The organism is Saccharopolyspora galaxeae (assembly GCF_016526145.1).
Lineage (GTDB): Bacteria > Actinomycetota > Actinomycetes > Mycobacteriales > Pseudonocardiaceae > Saccharopolyspora_C > Saccharopolyspora_C galaxeae.
Window position 1 is genome coordinate 312170 of the sequence record NZ_JADDUE010000003.1, and the last position, 19115, is coordinate 331284.

Annotated in this window: 16 protein-coding genes; 9 read left to right on the plus strand and 7 right to left on the minus strand. The window is 69.9% G+C overall.

The annotated features are described in order from the left end of the window. Window positions 1-26: 26 nt before the first annotated feature. The 3 genes from INP57_RS09115 to INP57_RS09125 form a co-directional block, all read right to left on the minus strand. Entirely contained in the window at window positions 27-938 is a 912-nt protein-coding gene (locus INP57_RS09115; RefSeq protein ID WP_200069664.1) for a diacylglycerol/lipid kinase family protein, read from the minus strand. A 51-nt stretch (window positions 939-989) separates the two neighbouring features. Continuing rightward, a complete protein-coding gene (locus INP57_RS09120; RefSeq protein WP_200069665.1) occupies window positions 990-2366 on the minus strand; it encodes an XRE family transcriptional regulator in 1377 nt (458 codons plus the stop codon). Window positions 2367-2770: 404 nt separating this feature from the next. Continuing rightward, window positions 2771-4057, minus strand: a complete 1287-nt coding sequence (locus tag INP57_RS09125) for a COG1470 family protein (protein ID WP_200069666.1) — start codon at window positions 4055-4057, stop codon at window positions 2771-2773. A 130-nt stretch (window positions 4058-4187) separates the two neighbouring features. Between INP57_RS09125 and INP57_RS09130 the strand changes: the two genes are divergently transcribed. Continuing rightward, window positions 4188-4814 carry a helix-turn-helix transcriptional regulator gene (locus INP57_RS09130; RefSeq protein WP_200069667.1) on the plus strand — a complete coding sequence of 209 codons (627 nt, stop codon included), beginning with the start codon at window positions 4188-4190 and terminating at the stop codon, window positions 4812-4814. Window positions 4815-5170: 356 nt separating this feature from the next. On the opposite strand, the gene INP57_RS09135 is transcribed toward INP57_RS09130, so the two are convergent. The 3 genes from INP57_RS09135 to INP57_RS09145 are packed head-to-tail and all read right to left on the minus strand — an operon-like array spanning window position 5171 to window position 7064. After that, complete coding sequence (locus INP57_RS09135; RefSeq protein ID WP_307849976.1) at window positions 5171-5575, minus strand: arsenate reductase ArsC; 405 nt, start codon at window positions 5573-5575, stop codon at window positions 5171-5173. 17 nt (window positions 5576-5592) lie between these two features. Beyond that, window positions 5593-6696, minus strand: a complete 1104-nt coding sequence (gene arsB / locus INP57_RS09140; protein ID WP_200069669.1) for an ACR3 family arsenite efflux transporter — start codon at window positions 6694-6696, stop codon at window positions 5593-5595. Continuing rightward, the gene (locus INP57_RS09145) at window positions 6693-7064 is read right to left on the minus strand and encodes an ArsR/SmtB family transcription factor (protein WP_200069670.1); all 372 of its coding nucleotides are present in this window, start codon (window positions 7062-7064) and stop codon (window positions 6693-6695) included. The genes arsB and INP57_RS09145 overlap by 4 nt, the downstream gene beginning before the upstream one ends. A gap of 82 nt (window positions 7065-7146) precedes the next feature. On the opposite strand from INP57_RS09145, the gene INP57_RS09150 reads away from it, so the two are divergent. The 4 genes from INP57_RS09150 (at window position 7147) to INP57_RS09165 (ending at window position 13678) form a co-directional block, all read left to right on the plus strand. Continuing rightward, window positions 7147-7593, plus strand: coding sequence for an ArsI/CadI family heavy metal resistance metalloenzyme (locus INP57_RS09150; protein WP_200069671.1), 447 nt, complete (start codon window positions 7147-7149; stop codon window positions 7591-7593). Between the two features lie 289 nt (window positions 7594-7882). Next, on the plus strand, window positions 7883-10918 hold the full coding sequence (locus INP57_RS09155; protein ID WP_307849977.1) for a hypothetical protein: 3036 nt from the start codon (window positions 7883-7885) through the stop codon (window positions 10916-10918). Between the two features lie 28 nt (window positions 10919-10946). Next, window positions 10947-11660, plus strand: a complete 714-nt coding sequence (locus INP57_RS09160) for a Pvc16 family protein (protein ID WP_200069672.1) — start codon at window positions 10947-10949, stop codon at window positions 11658-11660. Further along, window positions 11657-13678, plus strand: a complete 2022-nt coding sequence (locus INP57_RS09165; RefSeq protein WP_200069673.1) for an ATP-binding protein — start codon at window positions 11657-11659, stop codon at window positions 13676-13678. Before INP57_RS09160 ends, INP57_RS09165 begins: the two co-directional genes overlap by 4 nt. A gap of 109 nt (window positions 13679-13787) precedes the next feature. Here the strand turns inward: INP57_RS09165 and INP57_RS09170 are convergent, their stop codons facing one another. Beyond that, a complete protein-coding gene (locus INP57_RS09170) occupies window positions 13788-15557 on the minus strand; it encodes an eCIS core domain-containing protein (protein WP_200069674.1) in 1770 nt (589 codons plus the stop codon). A gap of 236 nt (window positions 15558-15793) precedes the next feature. Here INP57_RS09170 and INP57_RS09175 point away from each other — a divergent pair, with 236 nt between their 5' ends. From INP57_RS09175 to INP57_RS09190, 4 genes are read left to right on the plus strand one after another with little or no spacing between them, the layout of a single operon-like run. Next, window positions 15794-17323 (plus strand): phage tail sheath family protein, encoded by a 1530-nt coding sequence (locus tag INP57_RS09175; RefSeq protein WP_200069675.1) that lies wholly within the window; start codon window positions 15794-15796, stop codon window positions 17321-17323. Between the two features lie 29 nt (window positions 17324-17352). Further along, window positions 17353-17793 (plus strand): phage tail protein, encoded by a 441-nt coding sequence (locus tag INP57_RS09180; protein ID WP_200069676.1) that lies wholly within the window; start codon window positions 17353-17355, stop codon window positions 17791-17793. Next, window positions 17790-18284, plus strand: a complete 495-nt coding sequence (locus INP57_RS09185; protein WP_200069677.1) for a hypothetical protein — start codon at window positions 17790-17792, stop codon at window positions 18282-18284. The genes INP57_RS09180 and INP57_RS09185 overlap by 4 nt, the downstream gene beginning before the upstream one ends. Continuing rightward, complete coding sequence (locus INP57_RS09190; RefSeq protein WP_200069678.1) at window positions 18281-18439, plus strand: DUF6760 family protein; 159 nt, start codon at window positions 18281-18283, stop codon at window positions 18437-18439. Before INP57_RS09185 ends, INP57_RS09190 begins: the two co-directional genes overlap by 4 nt. Window positions 18440-19115 lie beyond the last annotated feature (676 nt).

A 19115-nucleotide genomic window follows, 5' to 3' on the forward strand; every position in this document is an offset into this window, starting at 1 on the left:
GCGAGGCGCTCGCAACACGCTCATGCTCACGCTGCTTCTCCGGTGAGGCTGGCCTCGGCCGGGGCGAGCACGCGCAATGCGCCGGGTTCGCAGCGCACGCTGACCGGCAGCCGCACCTGGGGTTCGCCATCGGCGAACGCCACCCAGCCGTTGCTGCCCGACAGCCGCACCGAACGGGCCCGCAGCGTGCGCACCGCCGGGTGCTGCACGTGCCCGCCGCTGCGCATCGTCGGCATGATCTTCAGGAAGTCCTCGCGGCCGACCTCGCCGACCACGGTGATGTCGAAGGTGCCGTCGCTCGGGTCGGCCCGCGGGCAGATCGGCACACCGCCGCCGTAGGAGGTGGTGTTGCCGATGGCCACGCAGGTCGCGGCCAGGTCGAGCACCGTGTTGTCCGCCTCGACCCGCAGCGGCATCGCCCGCAGCCGGGTCAGCTCGCGCAGGATCGCGAAGTCGTAGCGGGCGCGCCCGATGGGCAGCTTCGACCGGTTCACCCGCGCGTTGACCTGCGCGTCGAACCCGGCGCAGAGCACCGTGGCGAACCGGTTCCCGCCGACCACCCGGCCCAGGTCCAGCACCCGCCGCTGCCCGTCCTGCAGCGCACCGGCCGCCACCCGCGTCGCCGCGAGCGGATCGGCGGGCAGGCCGAGCGCCCGCGCCAGGTCGTTGCCGGTGCCGACCGGGATCACCGCCAGCGCGGTGCGGGTTCCCACGCACGCCTGCACCGCCGCGTGCATCGCACCGTCACCGCCGACCACTGCCAGCACGTCCGCCTCACCGGCCACCGCGTCACCGGCCGAGGCGGCGAAGTCCTCGGCGGTCCGGGCGATCGCGACCCGCACGGCCGACACGGCGCGGAACCGCCGCACCACCTCGGCCGCGACCCCGGCGGCGCGGCCCCGGCCGGAAGCGGGGTTGATCAACACTACGGTGCGCATGGTGCAACATCGTGTCGCACGACCCTGTTCGGTGACCAGAGCCGTCCCCGCTCAGCTGAACCGGCCGGTCCGCAGCGCCGTCGTGGGCAACCCGGCTGGTACGGAAGGGCAACGGCGCAGCGTGCCGACCGGCTGATCCACCCGGAAGTACGGCTCGGCGGCGCGCAGGCGCTCACCCGCGAACAGCCCCGTCAGCTCGCGCAGCCGGTAGCGGCCGTCGGCCTCGGCGGCCAGCAGCCCGACCTCGGCCAGTTCGTCCAAGGCGCGTTCGGCGGTGTCCACGTCCACCTCGGCGAGCACGGCCGCCTGCCCGATCGCGATCTCGCCGTTGCCCGCCAAGGACAGCCGGCGGAACACGTGCAGGGCAGGCTCGGTGCAACGGCGGCACGACGCTTCGAAGGTCTCGCGCATCTGCAGATCACCCGCGGTGAGCGCGGCGAGCCTGCGGTGCGGGGCCGCCAGCCTGCGCGCCAACTGCTCCACCCGCGCGCCCGGGCGCGCGGCCAGCTGGTTCCCGGCGATGCGCAGCGCCAGCGGCAGGTGGTCGCACAGCTCGGCCAGCTCCGCGGTCGCCTCCGGCTCGGCGCTGATCCGCCGAGCGCCTGCGATCGACGACAGCAGCCGCTCGGACTCGGCGGGCCGCAGCTGCTCCAGCGCCGTGCGCGCGACCGATTCCAGTCCGGTGAGCTGGCGGGGACCGCTGATCAGCACCACGCAGTCCGGGTTGCTGGGTAGCAGCGGCCGGACCTGCCCCTCCTCGACGACGTCGTCGAACACCAGCAGCAGCTTGCGGTCGCGCAGCAGCGAGCGGTAGCGGCTCGCGCGGGCTTCGAACCTGGTGGGCAGCTCGTCGTCCGGGACGCCGAGGGCGCTCAGCAGCACGCCGAGCGCTTGCGCGGAGTTGCGCCCGCCCAGCCCCAGATGCACGCAGCCGTCCGGGAAACGTGGTGCGAGCCGGTGCGCGGCGTGCACCAGGAAGGCGGATTTGCCCACGCCCGGCGGGCCGGACACGGTGATCACCGTCGCGGCGCGGGCTCCCCTGGCACGTCCGGCCGCGGCGAGGACTTCGCGCAGCTCCCGCTCCCGGCCGGTCAGATCGGCGATCTCCGGCGGTGGTTCCGGCCGCCCACCGGACGGGCAGCGCTGCGGTCGCGGCGGCGCGGCAGCCGCCTTCGCCCGGCCGCGGCGCAGGAATTCCGCCGACGCGGCCGATCCTTCCGGCGCCAGCACGGAACCCAGCGCCTGCAAGGTGCGCACCTGCGGGCGGACGACCCGGTCGCGCTCCATGTCGCTGATCGCGCGGGAACTCACCCCGGAACGCGCGGCCAGGTCCTCCTGGGTCAGCCCCGCCGCCTCTCGCAGCGTCTTGAGCAGGTACGGGAATCGGGTGCTCGCGGCCGTTCCGTGCCCGGTACCCGCTATCGCCATCGACCCACCACCATTCCCGGCGGCGCGCCGACGCCGCCCCGCAGACCGGCGCCGGGTGGCGAACCGCGGCGCTGCGGGACCGGCGCCCGGAAAATTTCGAGCGAAACCCGCTGACCATTATCCGGCTCGCGCGGACCCGGGCACAATACTGCGCCAAGGCGCTTTCCCGGACGATCGTTTGCACGCGAACGCCGGTAGCGATGCACCCGAACGGCAGATTCGCGACACTCGAACAGCCGGTTCTCGCAGTACCGACCGGAAGGAACCGCGTCGATTTCTGCGTGCCGAACTTCGTGGCCGAATTCAGCCGCCCCGTGATTGTCTGGCGAAAGCGCCGCGCCGGTCGGGCGGGCGGCGCCACGGGGCGAGGGGGAGGAATGCCGCACCAGTTCCCGGTGCGCGGCTCATGGCTGCGCGTTCCGGAGCACGCCTGCGACGTTGAGCAGTTCCGAGCACTGGGTGGCCTGCTGCCCGGTAGCCGGTGTGCCGGGCCGCGCGCAGGTGACCGCGGCGGTGATCCGCTCCCCGGCGGGAACCTGGATCGGCGTGACCCAGTGGTAGTCCTGGTTCCGGAAGGTTTCCAGCGCTATTCGGGTGATCAGCCGATCGCCGAAGGAGATCGTGAGCACTCCTTCATCGCCCTGGTTGTTCGCCACCACCAGATCCGTGGCGAAGAACACCTTCCCTTCCGGAACCGTCCAGGTCCCGGCCGCGTTGTCGGCGCCATCGGTCACCACGGGCAGCGTGACGGATTCTTGACCGCCGCCGGGCGTGGTGTTCAGCGCATCCCCTTCACCCGGTTGCTTGGGCGGAGTCTCCGGCTGCGGCTTCGGCGGCTCCGGCTGCGGTTCCTCCGGCTGCCCGCCGGGCGGCACGAGTTCGCCCGCCGCGGCCATTTCCCGGGCTTGTTCCTCGGCCGCTTCCTTCGCCGATCGCTGCACCTGGGGGCGTACCAGTGTGAACCACAGCAGCAGCAGGGCCAGCAGCAGCGCCAGCAGGGCCAGCAGCCACTTCGGGAAGATCGGGATCTGGTGCAGCTCGCCGTCGAACTGCTCCGGCGGCGCGAGTTCGTGCTCGCTCACCTCACCGGCATCCGGTGCGGCGGTGACCGTGAACGGCTTGCTCGGCGGTTTCCCGAACCAGTGCAACTTGCGCGCCCGCGCGCGCAGCCGCACCTCCCGCTGCTCGCCCGGTTCCAGCGCCGGTTGCTGCTCGTCGAGCCGGAACTTCAGCTCCTCGGCCGGATCCGCGGGTTCCAGCCCTACCGCGAGCGGGGTGTTGCCCTGGTTGTGCAGCACCACCCAGAAGCGTCCGCTGCGCCAGCCCCGGCGGCGCTGCGGGGCCAGCCAACCGCGCAGCATCTGGAACGGTCCGATGTGGACGGTTCCTTCGGGGACCGTGACCAGCTCCGGGCGCTCCACCGGCAGCACCCGCACGGCCAGCGGCACTTCCCCGGCCGGAACCTCCGGGGACCGCGGCGGCCGCAGCCGCAGCGTCACCGTGCCGCGCGTTCCCGGATAAAGCGAGAGCCGTGCGGGTTCGACCACGGTCCACGACGCGCACTCGCCGACCACCTCGAACTCGTACGCCTCGACGATGTCGGTGTCGTTGCGCACCGCAAGGACGGCGGTCGCCTCCCCGCCGGGGGCCACGGCGATCGTCGTGCTCTCCAGCTCCGCTGATGTGCTCACCCGAGAGAAGTTAAGCCGCCACGCACTCCGGACGGCAGGTCCGCGAGGGCAGCACCGGGGCAACACCACTGCCCGCATCGACGTTCCCGCGCTGCACCCGAGCGCGGTGCCAGACCAGATTGGAGTGCGGATGACCACGAGAGTGCCGGTCGCGGTGCACGCCGCCGACGAGTTGTTGCAGGCGGGAACCATCGCGCTGCTGCGCCCCCGGCCGGAAGTGCGGCTGCTCGGCGAGGACGAGACCGACCAGGCCGCGGTGGCGCTGGCGGTGGTGGACCGGCTCGACGAGCAGGCCGTGCGGCTGCTGCGCCAGTTGCAGCGCGGCTCGCCCGCGCGCACCGGCCTGGTGATCGGCGAGTTCGGGCACAACGCGCTGCGGCTGACCATCGAGTGCGGAGTGGGCGCGGTGCTGCGCCGCGCCGAAGCCGACCAGGACCGGCTGGTGTCGCTGGTGCTCGCGCTGATCCGCGGCGAGGGCGTGCTGCCCGGGGACATGCTGGGCCGGTTGCTCGACCACGTGGGGCAGTTGCAGCGCAACGCGGGCGAATCGGGCGGGTTGAGCCTGTCCGCGCTGACCGCGCGGGAGGTCGAGGTGCTGCGGCTGGTCTCCGAAGGCTTCGACACCGGCGAGATCGCGGTGAAGATGTCCTACTCGGAGCGCACGGTCAAGAACGTGCTGCACGAGATCACCACCCGGTTGCAGCTGCGCAACCGCGCGCACGCCGTCGGATACGTGATGCGGCACGGGCTCATCTGAGGCCTCGGGGCTTCGCCACCGCTGAACGGACGGTTCGCCCGATCTGTTGGGACCGTCGGCCCGTCCGCTCCGGCGAGCACCCGGATCAAGCGGCGTCCGCGCCGCTGCCGAGCGAGCGGACCGCTGGACCGTTCGCCATGTCGCTAGCCGCGGCATCGGCCGAAGCGATTGACATCTTCGTGCGCGCCAACGCTCGCGTGTGGGAGCAGATCGCCACCGACGACCCGGCGCCGTGGAAACGACACATGGCGGCCGTCACCCATGAGTGGTCCGCACACCGACGGGGCGCGTCGCGCCGCTGATCCGCAGGTCGTCTGCACAGTTCTCGCGCCGGAGCTCCCGCCAGCTGTCGGTGGTTAGCTGTTGACCAGTTCCGCGAAGAGATCGCGGATGCGCTGGTCGATGTTGTCGCGGATGGTGCGGACCTCTTCGATGGATTTGCCTGCCGGGTCGGTGAGGCGCCAGTCGAGGTAGCGCTTGCCGGGGAAGACGGGGCAGGCGTCGCCACAGCCCATGGTGATTACGACGTCAGCCGCCTCGACGGCTCCGGTGGTGAGCCTTTTCGGCGCCTCGTGGGCGAGGTCGATGCCGAGCTCGAGCATGACCTCATGCACGGCGGGATTGATGCTCGCGGCCGGCGCCGATCCCGCCGACCTGACGGTCACCCTGCCCTGCGCATGGTGCTGCAACAGAGCGGCGGCCATCTGGGATCGGCCCGCGTTGTGCACGCAGACGAACAGAACTTCCGGCGGGTCGGTCACGGTATCTCCGTTGGGTTTCATCGGGCGGGCGACGCTTCCTGCACTGGCTCAGGGGTGCTGAACCAGCGGCGTGCGGCTAGCGAGACGTAGACCAGGGCGACGAGCACGGGGACCTCGATGAGAGGCCCGACGACCCCGGCGAGTGCCTGGCCGCTGGTGACGCCGAACGTGGCGATCGCTACGGCGATGGCGAGTTCGAAGTTGTTGCCCGCCGCGGTGAACGACAGCGTGGCGGAACGCTCGTAGCTCAGGCCGATCAGCTTGCCCAGTGCGAAAGATCCGGCCCACATCAGGGCGAAGTACGCCAGCAGCGGCAGGGCGATGCGGGCGACATCGAGGGGACGGCTGGTGATCTGGTCGCCTTGCAGGGCGAAGAGGATCACGATGGTGAACAGCAGTCCGTAGAGCGCGGCCGGGCCGATCTTCGGCAGGAAACGGGCTTCGTACCAGTCGCGGCCCTTGGCGCGTTCGCCGAACTTGCGCGTGAGGTATCCCGCCACGAGCGGGATGCCGAGGAAGATCAGAACGGACTTCGCGATCGCCCAGGCCGAGACGTCCAGGCCGACCGTGGCCAGGCCGAGCCAGCCGGGTAGCACGCTCAGGTAGAACCAGCCGAGTCCGGCGAAGGCGATGACCTGGAACACCGAGTTCAGCGCCACCAGTACGGCGGCGGCCTCCCGATCACCGCAGGCTAGGTCGTTCCAGATGATGACCATCGCGATGCACCGGGCGAGTCCGACGATGATCAATCCGGTGCGGTACTCCGGCAGGTCCGGCAGCAACGTCCAGGCCAGCGCGAACATCAGCGCCGGGCCGAGCACCCAGTTCAGCAGCAGGGACGAGACCATGAGCCGCTTGTCGCCGGTGACCGTATCCAGCCGGTCGTAGCGGACCTTGGCCAGCACGGGATACATCATCACCAGCAGCCCGACCGCGATCGGCAGCGAGATCCCGTCCAGCTGCACCGCATCCAATGCCGAGCCAAGCCCCGGTATCCACCGTCCGGCCAGCAGCCCGAGGAGCATCGCCGCGCCGATCCACACCGGCAGGAAACGGTCCAGAGTGGACAGCTTCGCCGCAACGGCCTGTTCGCTGCGCGGGCGCTGTGCTGTGCCGGTCATCGCGAAACCACCGGGACTTCTCCGGCGGGGGCGAGCGCGTCCGAGACCAGCCGCAGCGTCTCGGGCCGCACCCGGTAGTAGACCCAGGTACCTCGCCGTTCTCCGTCGATCACTCCGGATTCGCGCAAGATCTTCAGGTGGTGCGAGATCGTCGGACCGGACAGCTCGAACGCCCCGGTCAGATCGCACACGCACGCCTCACCACCCGCGTGCGAAGCGATCAGCGACAGCAACCGCAACCGCACCGGCTCACCGATCGCCTTGAACACCCGCGCGAGCGCACCCGCTTGCTCGGCATCCAGCGGTTCCCGCAGCACCGGCGAACAGCACAGCTCCGCCTCATCACCCGGCAACTCTTGCTTCGACATGCTTCTATCTTGACGTCCATCGAACCAAGGAGCAAGCTTGTCGCAGGGCTTGATTAGATGCACGTCTAAACAGGGAGAGGTCATGTCACGGATGCAGCTCGCCTTGCGGGTCGGCGATCTCGAAGGCTCCATCGCGTTCTACTCGAAGCTGTTCGGCACCGAACCGGCCAAGCTCCGGCCCGGCTACGCCAACTTCGCCCTCACCGAGCCGCCGCTGAAACTCGTCCTGCTCGAAGGCGAAGCCGGTCAGGACACCCTCATGGATCACCTCGGTGTCGAGGTCGACAGCACTGCGCAAGTCACCGCCGCTACCGAACGACTCAGCGCCCTCGGTCTGTTCACCGACGTCGAGGCCGACACCACCTGCTGCTACGCCCGTCAGGACAAAGTGTGGGTGCACGGCCCCGGCCAAGAGCCGTGGGAGGTCTACGTCGTCACAGGCGACTCCGCCACCTTCGGTTCCGACACGACGCACACCCAAACGCAGTGCTGCGCCGAGGAGAGCAACACGGCATCAGCCAACCCGTAACCCCCCACCGAATACTCTGGGGCGCTCGCCGCCCCACGAGGGCTGTCAGGGCTGCGCCCGGTCGACGGGATGAGGACACCGAGCAGGTCAGAGCAGCCACGAACGACATAGCCACACGTCAGCGAACCCCGCTAAGAAGAACAGGCCGTCCACTCCGCTCGGCGGGAGGGCGCGCGCCGGTTGCCCGAAAGTCCCGGGCGGGTTTCCCGGTGTGCTGCCTGCCGGCTACTGCTGCGCGCGGGCCCGCGCGGGTGAGCATTCGCAGGGCAGCTACACCCGGAGGTGGTCCGTGATCGGCAGTGCGCGCCCGGCTCGCAGCAACACCGCGCTGGCCGGCGTTCTCATCGTGCTGTGCGGGCTCATCTGGCTGCCCTCGGCTTCGGCGCCGCCCGCGCAGGCGCAGCAGCCGCCGCAGGATCCGCCGCCCAGCCGCATCGCGTTCTCCGGGACCCAGCACCGCAGCATCGGGGCCACCAACGGTCTTCCGGGCTCGGGCACGCAGCCGTTGCTCTCCGAGACTCCGCAGCACTTCGACCAGGATCCCGCCGCCCGCGACGGTGTCGTGGTGTTCACCAGCCTGCGCGACGAACGCACTCCGCAGGTGTACCTGCGCGAGCGGAACGGCGACGTCCGCAAGCTCACCGAGGGGCAGGACGCGGCTCATCCGCAGCTGTCGCCGGACCTGCAGTGGGTCGCGTTCGATTCCGCCGACGGCGGTCAGCGCGACGTTTGGCTGGTGCGCGCGGACGGCACCGGCGCGCACCGGCTCGCCGACACCGGCTCGAACGAGACGTTCCCGTCGTTCTCCCCGGATGGCGCGAAAATCGCCTACTCGTCCGACTCGGGCCAGCGGTGGCAGATCTACCAGCGCCCGACCGGTGGCGGCGCGCAGCAGCAGGTGACCAACCTGGCCAACGGTGGCGCAACGCAACCCGCGTGGAACCCGGTGGACGAGGACCGGATCGCCTACACCTTCGACGGGGACGGCAACCTCGGCGACGACGCCGATCAGCGGGTGTACGTGCTCGACGGTCCCGGCCAAGTCCCGCTGCTGGGCGACGAGTGCCAGTGCTGGCAAAGCCGCCGCCCGGCATGGCTGCCCAGCGGCGAACAAGTGATCTTCGTGAGCCACCAGAACCAGCAGGGAGCGGTCACCGATCTGGACCGGGTCTACCGCGTGCCGGCGACTCCGCCGGTGACCTCCCCGCCGGAGCTGCTGCTGGACGAGGACCGGCTGGCGGACTCGCCGACGTGGCTGAACGGCCGGCTGGTCGTCTCGCGCACCACGGGCGAAACCCGCTACACCGCGCGGTTGCAGGACATCCGCAGGGACGGCAGCGACCCGCGGGACCTGAACATGTCGGTGCTGACCGAGGACCCAGAGGCGGCCACCAACGACATCCGGCTGTTCGAGCCGCGCGAAGGCTACGACCCGTGGACGCAGCGGCAGAGCTACTCCCCCGACGGCACCCAGCTCGCGGTGAGCCGCTTCGAGACCATCGACGGGCAGCGGGTCCAGCGCATCTGGCTGATGAACGCGGACGGCACCAACCAGCGCAGGCTGCCGATCGAAGACCGCGAGACGGCGGACTGGGAAACCGACGCGGTCTGGTCCCCGGACGGCAACACGCTCGCGATCGCCCGCAGATGCCCCGGCGGCAGACCCGAAACGCCCCGCTCCCGCAGCCGCATCGTGCTCGTCGACGTCGACTCCGGGCAGGTCACCGGTCGGCTGGCGACCAGCAACGCCGATGACGACGACACCCAGCCCGCCTTCTCGCCGGACGGGACCCAGTTGGCGTTCAGCCGCGGCCGGTCCGCCGACGTCCCGGACGACCAGCGCCGCAACCGGATCTGGACGGCTCCGATAGGCGCGTTGGGCGATGTGGGCCGCCAGACCGACATCAGCGGGAAGGTCTGCAACTGCGACGTGGTCGACGACAGCCCGGCGTTCTCCCCGGACGGCAAGAGCATCGCGTTCAACCGCGAGCGGGACGGGCTGCTGCAGGTGCCGCTGACCGGCGACGGCTGCACGGTGCTGCTGCCGCGCAACCAGCAGAGCTGCCTGGCCAGCGACGAGCCGGTCGCCGGGGACAGCGGGCCGTTCCAGCCGCGGGACATCAGCTGGTCGCCGGACGGCAAGCAGATGGTGCTGTCGCAGCGGGCCACCAGCAATCCCGCCGAGCCCGAGTTCTCCTCGATCCTCGACGTCGCCACCAGGCGGCTGACGCCGATCACGGATCGGCTGCCGGGGCGGCAGAAGGAGTCGACTTGGCAGGCCACGGTGGACCTGACCATCGACGCGCCGGAAACCGCCGACGACGTGCCGGTGGACGGGACGCGGCAGATCACCGCGACGGTCACCAACCGCGGACCCGCGACCTCGCCCGGCACGGTGGTCGACGTGGACGTGCCGCCGGGATTGCGGCTGGACCGGCTGCGCGCCCCTTCCGGTGAGTGCGACGCCGCTCGGTGCGACTTGGGAGTGCTCGAAGCCGGGCAGTCGATGCAGGTGATCGCGGAGCTGACCGGGGTGACACCGGGGCCGCAACAGGTCGGCTGGAGCACCTCCGGCGCCCTGCGCGACACCAACAGCTCGGACAACACCGCGAACACCGCCGTGCTGGTGAATCCGCTGGCTCCACCGCCACCACCGCCGCCTCCTCCGCCGCCGCCACCGGTGGCCGGACCCGGTGTCGCAGTCCGCGCCGACCCGAATCCGTCCTATGTGGGCGGTCGTACCGACGTGACGTTCACGGTGCGCAACACCGGCGAGGGCGTGGCCACCGGCCTCCGGCTCGACCTCGCGCTGCCACCGGGTGTGCCGGTGAGCGCGGCGCCACCCGGCTGCACCGCAACCCGATGCCTGCTGCCGGACCTGCCGCCGGGCGGAGTGCTGACCGAAGTCGTCGTGCTGGCGCCGAACGCGGCGCTCGAAGCGCCGATCTCGGCGACCTTGCGCACCACCGGCAGCGACAACACCGACGCGGACAACTTCGCCACCACCCCGTACCGCGTGCTGCAGCCGCGGATCGTCGCGGTGCCGGAGGTGGGTGAGCCCGGATTCGTGACCTCGGTGCGCGGTTTCGACTTCCCACCGGGAACACCGGTGCGGCTGCGCTGGGACCCGGGCATCACCGCAGCGGCGGTGCCCGCCATTCCGGCCGCGGACGGGCGGTTCATCGCGCAGCTGCTGGTGCTGCCGAAGGACGAACTGGGCCCCCGCACGATCACTGCCTCCGGGCCGGGATTCGGGCCGGTCACGGCACGGTTCCTGGTGGTGAAGCCGTCCGTCGCACCGCCACTGATGCTCGGCCCCCGCTGACCGGGGCCACCACCGCGAAAGGACCTGCGTGATCCACGAAACCGACGAGGGAGTACGGCTGTTGCTGGCCGAGGAGGGCGTTCCGGGCGCGGGCGTGGAGCTCGCGTTCGACCCGCCCACCACGGACTGGGCGGCCAAGCGCAACTCCCCGACGGTCAGCGTGTTCCTCTACGACATCCGCGAGGACGCCGCGCTGCGCAGCACCGGCGCGGTCGAGCAGCGCGACGAGGACGGCGTGGTCGTCGGCTGGCTCGGCGCCCCGCACTGGTTCCAGCTCAGCTACCTGGTGACCGCGTGGACGAACCGCCCGCAGGACGAGCACCGGTTGCTCTCGGCGGTGCTGCGCGGGCTGATCAAGCACGAGTCGTTCGCCGAGCGGTGGCTCACCGGAACGCTGGCCGAACTGGGGCTGACGGTGCGGATGCAGGCGGGCGGGGACATGCCGGAGGGCCGGTCGGTGACCGACGTGTGGTCGGCGCTGGGCGGCGCGCTCAAGCCGTCGATCAACCTGCGGATCACCGCGCCGCTGGCGGGCGAACGGCTGCCCGCCGGGCCGCCGGTCACCGAGGGCATGCTGCTGCGGTCGGAGTCCGCGGTCACCGAGCAGGCGCAGGACACACCTCGGCACCTGCGCTACGAGGGGACGAACGTGGACGAGGGGGACGGGCTCGCCGCATCCAGGCAGCGTCCGGATCCGCGGCACCCGGAGGCGCGGCGGCGGCACCGGAGTCCGCGGCGATGAGCGGCGCCGATCTGCGCCACCTCTGGGCGCGGCTGCGCGGAGTGGAAAACCGCGTCCGGGTGGCAGTGGCGAAGCGGCGAGCCACCGATCCGGCGCCGGACGATCCCTATCGCGGGTTGTACCTGACCGACGAGCTCGTCGAGCGGATCCTGGACTCGCCATCCGCAGCTTGGTCCGGTGCTCTTCCGGCCGGTGATTCCTGGGCGGATGAAGGGGAAACGGCCCCGGAACCCGACGACCGGCTGCGGCTGCCACGGCTGGCCGCAGATTTCGAGCTGACCGAACTCGACGTGGAACTGCTGCTGGTGGCGCTGGCGCCGGAAGTGGACCCGCGGTTCGAGCGGTTCTACGGCTACCTCAACGACGACGTGACGCTGCGGCGCCCCACCACCGGTTTGGCGTTGGAGCTGTGCGGGATGCCGCTGGCCGGTGACGGGCGATTCCGGCTCGCCGAGGGAGCGCCGCTGAGTTCGTTGCTGGAAGTGGCCGAGCCGGAGCGGCCGTGGGCCACGCGGACCTTGCGGGTGCCCGACCGGGTGGTGGCGCACCTGCTCGGTTCCGATGCGCCGCCCCCTGCGCTGGCCGAGCTGGTGCGGGAGGCACCGGCGCCGCGGTCGGCCACGGCTCCGGCGAAGCGGCTCGCGGGCGGCCTGGACGCCGGTATCCGGCTGGTCCACCTGCGCAGCGCGGACGGCTCGGCGGCGCAGGTAGCGGTGGAATCCTTGGCAGCAGGCGGTTTCGGCGCTCTCGTGCTGCAACCGCAGGCGCTCACCGAAGCCCCGGACCCCGCGGCCGCGCTGGCGGCTGCGATCCGCGAAGCGCGGCTGCGGCGGGCCGGTCTCATCTTCGGTCCACTTGAGACGGTCGAGGCGGCGCTGCGCCCGCTGCTGCGGCGGATCGTGGCCGCGTCGCAGGCGATTCCGGTGTTCGTGCACGGCGCTTCGAGCTGGGATCCGGGCTGGGCGCGGGAATCGCCGGTCTCGATCGCGGTCGAAGCACCCGAGCTGCGCGCGCAGGAATGGCGCGACGCCCTGGAAGACGCCGGTGAAGCACCGCGGCCCGAGCACATCGAAGCCCTGACCCCGTACCGCCTCGGCCCCGACCAGGTGCGCCGCGCGGCTTCCGTCGCCGCCCGGCTCGCCCGGCTCGACGACCGGGCGATGGACACCGCCGACCTGCGAGCCGGCGTCCGCGCGCAGAACGGCGCCGGTCTGGAGCGGCTCGCCCGCCGCATCACCCCTTCGGTCGGCTGGGACGACCTGGTGCTGCCCGAGTCGGCGCAGCGCGCGCTGACGGAGCTGTCGCTGCGCGCCCGGCACCGCGACCGGGTGCTCGGCGAATGGCGGATGCGGCCCGGTGGTGGGCGCGGCCGCGGCGTGCTGGCCCTGTTCGCGGGCGAATCCGGCACCGGCAAGACGATGTCGGCCGAGGTCGTGGCCGCAGACCTCGGCATGGACCTCTACGTCATCGATCTGTCCACAGTGGTCGACAAATACGTCGGCGAGACGGAGAAGAACCTGGAACGGATCTTCACCGAGGCGGCCGGGGTCAACGGCGTGCTCCTGTTCGACGAGGCCGACGCGATCTTCGGCAAGCGCTCCCAGGTCAAGGACGCGCACGACCGCTACGCCAACGTCGAGTCCGCGTATCTGCTGCAACGCATGGAAAGCTTCGACGGGCTCGCGGTGCTGACCACGAACCTGCGCGCGAACCTGGACGAGGCGTTCACCCGGCGCCTGGACGTCATCGCCGACTTCCCGATGCCCGAGGCCGCGCAGCGCCGCGCCCTGTGGGACCGCTGCCTGGGCACCGCACTGCCCCGCGCCGAAGACCTGGACCTGGACTTCTGCGCGGAGCGCTTCGAACTCTCCGGCGGCTCCATCCGCGCCTGCGCGGTCACCGCCGCCTACCTCGCGGCCGAAGCCGAAAGCGAGGTGGGGATGCCTGAAGTGATCGCGGCGGTGCGGCAAGAGTATGCCAAACTGGGAAGGCTCATCCTGGAATCCGAGTTCAGGTAGCGAGACGACTTCAGAAATTCTCGCAGTCACGCTGTTGCCCTAATCAGAAAACGCAAACCGCCAGTATCCATTAACCTTAAGAAGGATTGCTGCGACACGCCACCGATCGTCAGGTGGACTCTTCTCGTTGCTTTTCCTTAACGGTCAGTCGCTTGTCATCTGTAGCACGCCCGATCGTCTTCGCGATGAGCAAGGCCAGCGATAGCCACTGCTCCCGAGGCAGCGCGCCGCCGAGGTCGCGCAACTCGAATACCGACAGATGCGGTTCTGTACGGTCCGCCCCCATGGCCCCCACCCCCTCGGGCTCTTTGCCACCATCACCATGCGCGGGATACCCGGGCGGCGGCGAGAGCAGATCCTTTTCACCCACCGTGCCGGTCAACACTGATCTAATCCACTCAGCTCGCGTCGGAACCTCCACCCCAGAAATTTCTTTTTTGTATTTGTTCAACACAGGACGTTCGATGTCCTCACCGGAATGCTTACTCATTAGCGGCAAGACACCGGAATCGCAGTTTTCAACCAGCCAGGCCTTGACGTCATCGGGCAACGTTTCCCGCATGCTCACAAAATCTGTACGCGGCATCATCGAAAAGTAGTACTTGGGATCATCTTTGTCACTCCCCTGCTTCGTGAGATCGTAAATTGTCTTCAGTATTACAGTTAAGAATCCTTTCGCGGACTTCTCCCAGCCGTCCCCCTGCGGGGACTCACCCCTGGCCCGCCCCTTCAGCTCTTCGACAATTCTCTCCGCGTTCGACTTCGCTTCGGGAAACCCGGGTTGAACCCCTGAGATTCGTTGTTCGTTGTCTCGATTTTCCTTCGTCTCCTTCGGCTCCCTGGTGCGAGTCCTCTTCGCGGGCGGCTCAGTGTCGCCCTGGTGATACTTATCGAGTTCACTCACCAGGTCGGGTATGTTCCGCATCGCCATACCGAAGGACGCTTGAGGTTTCGCCTGACCGACGCTTTCGGCTTTGATAGAATACTTTCCACTAGGTTCCGTGTGCGTGCCCCTTCGGGCAACATCCTCATGGAAGTTAGTGATATTACTTACTGCGGCTTCCACCTGATCCAACGTTGTCAGCGGGTCGGTAACGAATTCCACATTTCCGTTGTCCGCAGCAACATGCGCCCCGCTTCCGAGATCGATAAGGGGATTCTTCGTGTCCGTTTTTAGCCTCTTGCCCCCTTTCTGGTCACCTCTCGGTATGTTCTCGAAAAACTGCCATGCCCTATTGGGTGTAATTTCGAACTCGTAGCCCACTTTCCGCTGGATCTGCGGTTCGTCCGCGGAAGGCGGCGACGCGGACTCGGCCGGGGCGTCGTCTGTGCGGCCTGATCCCGAATCCGCCATCACCCGCCGCGCATTGTCCTCCGCCGCGCGCTCGTAGCGATCCGACGGGTCGGAGACCTTCAGCCCGTCACCGTTGTCGGTGCCCGCGACCGGCCCCGAGCGTTGTTGCAGCACATGGGTGAGCTCGTGCGCGAGCGTGTGCTTGTCCGAAGCGCCCGAGCCCAGCACGACGTGGTTGCCGGAGGTGTAGGCGCGAGCGCCGATCTCGGCCGCGGATCGTTGCGCGGTGCCGCCGGTGTGCAGCCGCACGTCCGAGAAATCCGCGCCCATCCGCGATTCCATCTCCTCGCGCACCGGTGCATCCAACGGTTGCCCCGAGGAGCTCAGCACACCGTGCACACTGGACCGCTGCACCTCGTCCTCGCCCTGCGCGCCTTCGACCATCCGCGCCACCGCGGCGTTGCCCAGGGTCCGTTGCAGGTGCAGCAGGTGCGCGGCGGTGCCGGATTCCGGTGCGGGTGCGGCGCGTCGTGGTCGCTCGTGGCGACTTGTCGAGTCCTTGCCCGGCTCCTGCCGTTCGCGCATGGTTCCCCTCCGGATCGCACGGCTCGGCACCACACGTACCCGCTCGCGCGGGCACGACGGAATGCACGGAAGGGCAGCACCGCGGGCAACACCACCTGCGCGTCCCGAAAGGCAACGATCCGCTGCCCGCGAAGGCACCCGTGCTGCCCTCAGCCAGGGCCGCGCGGACCTGTCGGCACCCCGCCACGGCTCGCGAAGCTGCCCGCTGGGAGATCGCCGCACACCGAGGAGCGCACATGCCGTCGTACCTGTCCCCAGGCGTGTACGTCGAAGAGGTCCAGAACGGCTCGCGGCCGATCGAGGGCGTCGGGACCGCGGTCGCCGCCTTCGTCGGGTTCGCGCCGCAAGGGCCGTTCCACGAACCCACGCTGGTGACGAACTGGAACCAGTACGTCGAGAACTTCGGCGGGTTCGACGACGGGTACCTCGCGCACGCGGTGTACGGCTACTTCGCCAACGGCGGCGGCTCGGCCTACGTCGTGCGCATCGGCGGACCCGCGCAGACCTCCGCGCAGTCCGCAGCGCCCGCCGAATCCCGCCCGGACCCGGTCGAACTCGGCGACCTGCGGATCTCCGCGCTGCCGGGCGCGGGCGGCGAGGTGACCGTGGAGGTCGCCGACGCGGACGGGGACAACCCGCCGGACGACCGGTTCAAGCTGCTGGTGCGCCAGGGCGGCAAGGTCAGCGAGACCTTCGACGTCTCCACCCGGCGCAACGTCAAGAGCTACGTGGTCAACCAGGTCCGCGAACGCTCCAAGCTCATCGAGATCACCGAGCCCGCAGCGGCGCTGAGCCGCCCGGACAACCAGTCGGTCACGCTGCCCGCCACCCCGGCGCCGAGCAACGCACCGGCCAAAGTGGACGCCGGCGAGTACGTCGGGGACCTCGCCGCGCGCACCGGGTTCGGCGGCCTGGAAACGGTCGACGAGATCACGATGGTCGCGGTGCCCGACCTGATGAGCGCCCACCAGCGCGGGCTGATCGACGCCGAGGGCGTGCGCACCGTGCAGCTGGCGGCCATCTCGCACTGCGAGCAGCTCGGCGACCGGGTCGCGATCTTGGACGCCCCGCCCGGGCTGAACGCCCAGCAGGTGCGGAACTGGCGGGCCGACCAGGCCGGTTACGACTCGCACTACGCTTCGCTCTACTACCCGTGGATCAAGGTCTTCGACCCGGGCACCGGACGCAACGCACTGGTGCCGCCGAGCGGGCACGTCGCCGGAGTCTGGGCGCGCAGCGACAACGAACGCGGCGTGCACAAGGCACCGGCCAACGAGGTGATCCGCGGCGCGGTGGATCTGGAGACGCGGCTGAGCAAGGGCGAGCAGGACCAGCTCAACCCGATCGGCGTGAACTGCGTGCGCGCGTTCGCCGGGCGCGGCATCCGGATCTGGGGTGCCCGCACCCTTTCCTCCGACCCTGCCTGGCGGTACTTGAACGTGCGGCGGCTGTTCAACTACCTGGAGGAGTCGATCCTGCTCGGCACCCAGTGGGTCGTGTTCGAGCCGAACGACGACCGGTTGTGGGCCAGCATCCGCCGCAACATCAGCGCCTTCCTGCACGAGGCGTGGCGCGACGGCGCGCTTTTCGGCCGCACTCCGGACGAAGCCTTCTACGTCAAGTGCGACCGGGACAACAACCCGCAGGAATCCATCGACCTCGGCCGGGTGGTGTGCGAGATCGGAGTGGCGCCGGTGAAACCCGCGGAGTTCGTCATCTTCCGGCTCTCGCAGTTCTCCGACAGCACCAGCCTGCTCAGCGAATGACACTCCAGCAACGTGAAAGGTGATCGATCATGGCCGAAGGTGATGCGCTGTCCGTCCACCGGTTCGGTGTCGAACTCGGCAGCGTGCAGGTCGAGACGGTCAAAGAGGTCAGCGGTCTGGTACTGGAGCAAGAGGTGGTGGACATCCCGCAAACGACCCCGACCGGCAAGCCGATGGTCAAGCGCCAGCCCGGCCCGCAGCAAGGCGGCGAGGTCACCATCACCCGCGGCCTGGACAAGAGTTCCGAGTTCTCCCAATGGCTGAACAAGACGCTGATCGACGGCGACGTGGAGAACGCGCGGGAGAACCTGACCATCGAGGTGATGGATTCCAAAGGGGAATCCGTGCGCCGCATCATGCTGTTCGACGCCTGGGTCAGCAAATGGGAGGGCCCGGAACTCACCGCCGGGGAATCCAACGCCGCCACCGAGAAGGCCACCATCGTCTTCGAACGGATCGAGCTCGAGTGAGACGGAAGATCACATCGCTGTCCGACCTCGACGAGGCCGCGGGGCGCAATCGCCCCGAGGCGGCGGAGAGCCGCGCACCGCAGTCCACCGGTGGGCAGGAGCCGTCCGGCGGCCAGCAGGCACCGCACGCCGAGTTCGACTTCGAACTGCCGCGCGGCTACCTGCACACCGACGGCACCGTGCACCGGCACGGCCGGATGCGGCTGGCCACCGCGCGGGATGAGCTGCGCCCGCAGATCGACCTGCGGGTCAAGGAGAACCCGGCATACCTGAGCGTGGTGCTGCTGAGCCAGGTCATCACCCGCCTCGGCGATCTCACCAGCGTGCACGCCGGGCTGGTGGAGAACATGTACGCCACCGACATCGCGTTCCTGCAGGACTTCTACCGCCGGATCAACAGCGAGGGCCACACCAGGGCCGGGGTCACCTGCCCGTCCTGCTCGGCCAGCTTCGAGATCGACCTGGCGGGTGGTCGCCTGGGGGAATCGTGACCTGCGCGGCCGACCGGCTCTACGAAGAGGTCGCCTACGTGGCCTACCACTTCCACTGGCCGCGCGAGGAGATCTTGGAGCTGGACCACCTCGAGCGCAGGCGCTGGGTGCGCGAGATCGCGAACATCAACCAGCGACTGAACGAGGGCGGGTGAGACGGTGCCGCGCTGGAATCCCTTCCGCCGCCGCAACAGGACCGCGTCACCGGACCGCGGCCCGGACGCCTCGCACGACGCTCCCGCCCCGCAGGCCGATCCGGCCTGGGACGGCGGCTGGCGCCGGAGCACGCCGATGACCGGGGTGGTGCAGCGAGCGGGCTGCGACGTCACGCAGGCGGCGCGGTTCACCGAGTCGGTGACCTCGTACCAGCGGCACGGGGTGCTGGGCGAGCTGGGCCATCGCGTGCGCGCGGACGCGCCTTCCGGGGTGATGACCGGGCTGGCGCAGGTGGTTCCGGGTACGCCGGTGCAGCGGAGTTCGGACGAGCAGCTGCCGGTTCGGCTCGCGGGCCCGGAACTCGGTGATGCTGAACCCGGTGATGCTGCATCCGGTGATGCTGGCTCCGGTACCTCCGGCTCCGGTTCCGCGGGCTCCGGCCGTGCTGTTTCGCGGAGTGCTGTTTCGCGCCGTAAGGGCCCTGCGCGCTCGCGTACTGCGGGGTCGCGTACTGGGGGTCCGCGTACTGGGGGTCCGCGTACTGCGGGTTCCGGAAGCGCGGCCGCTGGCACCGGGAACTCCGGGACTGGGAGCTCTGGGAACACCGACAGCGGAAACATCGGCAGTGGCGCTTCCGGTGACGCGGTTTCCCCGGTGGGCGCGAGCGGTTCAGGC

Excerpts from the sequence above, each read along its gene's own strand:
- arsB (WP_200069669.1), bottom strand. The coding sequence starts at position 6,696 with ATGACCGGCACAGCACAGCGCCCGCGCAGCGAACAGGCCGTTGCGGCG.
- INP57_RS09170 (WP_200069674.1), bottom strand. The coding sequence starts at position 15,557 with ATGCGCGAACGGCAGGAGCCGGGCAAGGACTCGACAAGTCGCCACGAG.
- INP57_RS09165 (WP_200069673.1), top strand. The coding sequence starts at position 11,657 with ATGAGCGGCGCCGATCTGCGCCACCTCTGGGCGCGGCTGCGCGGAGTG.
- INP57_RS09130 (WP_200069667.1), top strand. The coding sequence starts at position 4,188 with ATGACCACGAGAGTGCCGGTCGCGGTGCACGCCGCCGACGAGTTGTTG.
- INP57_RS09115 (WP_200069664.1), bottom strand. The coding sequence starts at position 938 with ATGCGCACCGTAGTGTTGATCAACCCCGCTTCCGGCCGGGGCCGCGCC.
- INP57_RS09150 (WP_200069671.1), top strand. The coding sequence starts at position 7,147 with ATGTCACGGATGCAGCTCGCCTTGCGGGTCGGCGATCTCGAAGGCTCC.
- INP57_RS09145 (WP_200069670.1), bottom strand. The coding sequence starts at position 7,064 with ATGTCGAAGCAAGAGTTGCCGGGTGATGAGGCGGAGCTGTGCTGTTCG.
- INP57_RS09175 (WP_200069675.1), top strand. The coding sequence starts at position 15,794 with ATGCCGTCGTACCTGTCCCCAGGCGTGTACGTCGAAGAGGTCCAGAAC.
- INP57_RS09120 (WP_200069665.1), bottom strand. The coding sequence starts at position 2,366 with ATGGCGATAGCGGGTACCGGGCACGGAACGGCCGCGAGCACCCGATTC.
- INP57_RS09180 (WP_200069676.1), top strand. The coding sequence starts at position 17,353 with ATGGCCGAAGGTGATGCGCTGTCCGTCCACCGGTTCGGTGTCGAACTC.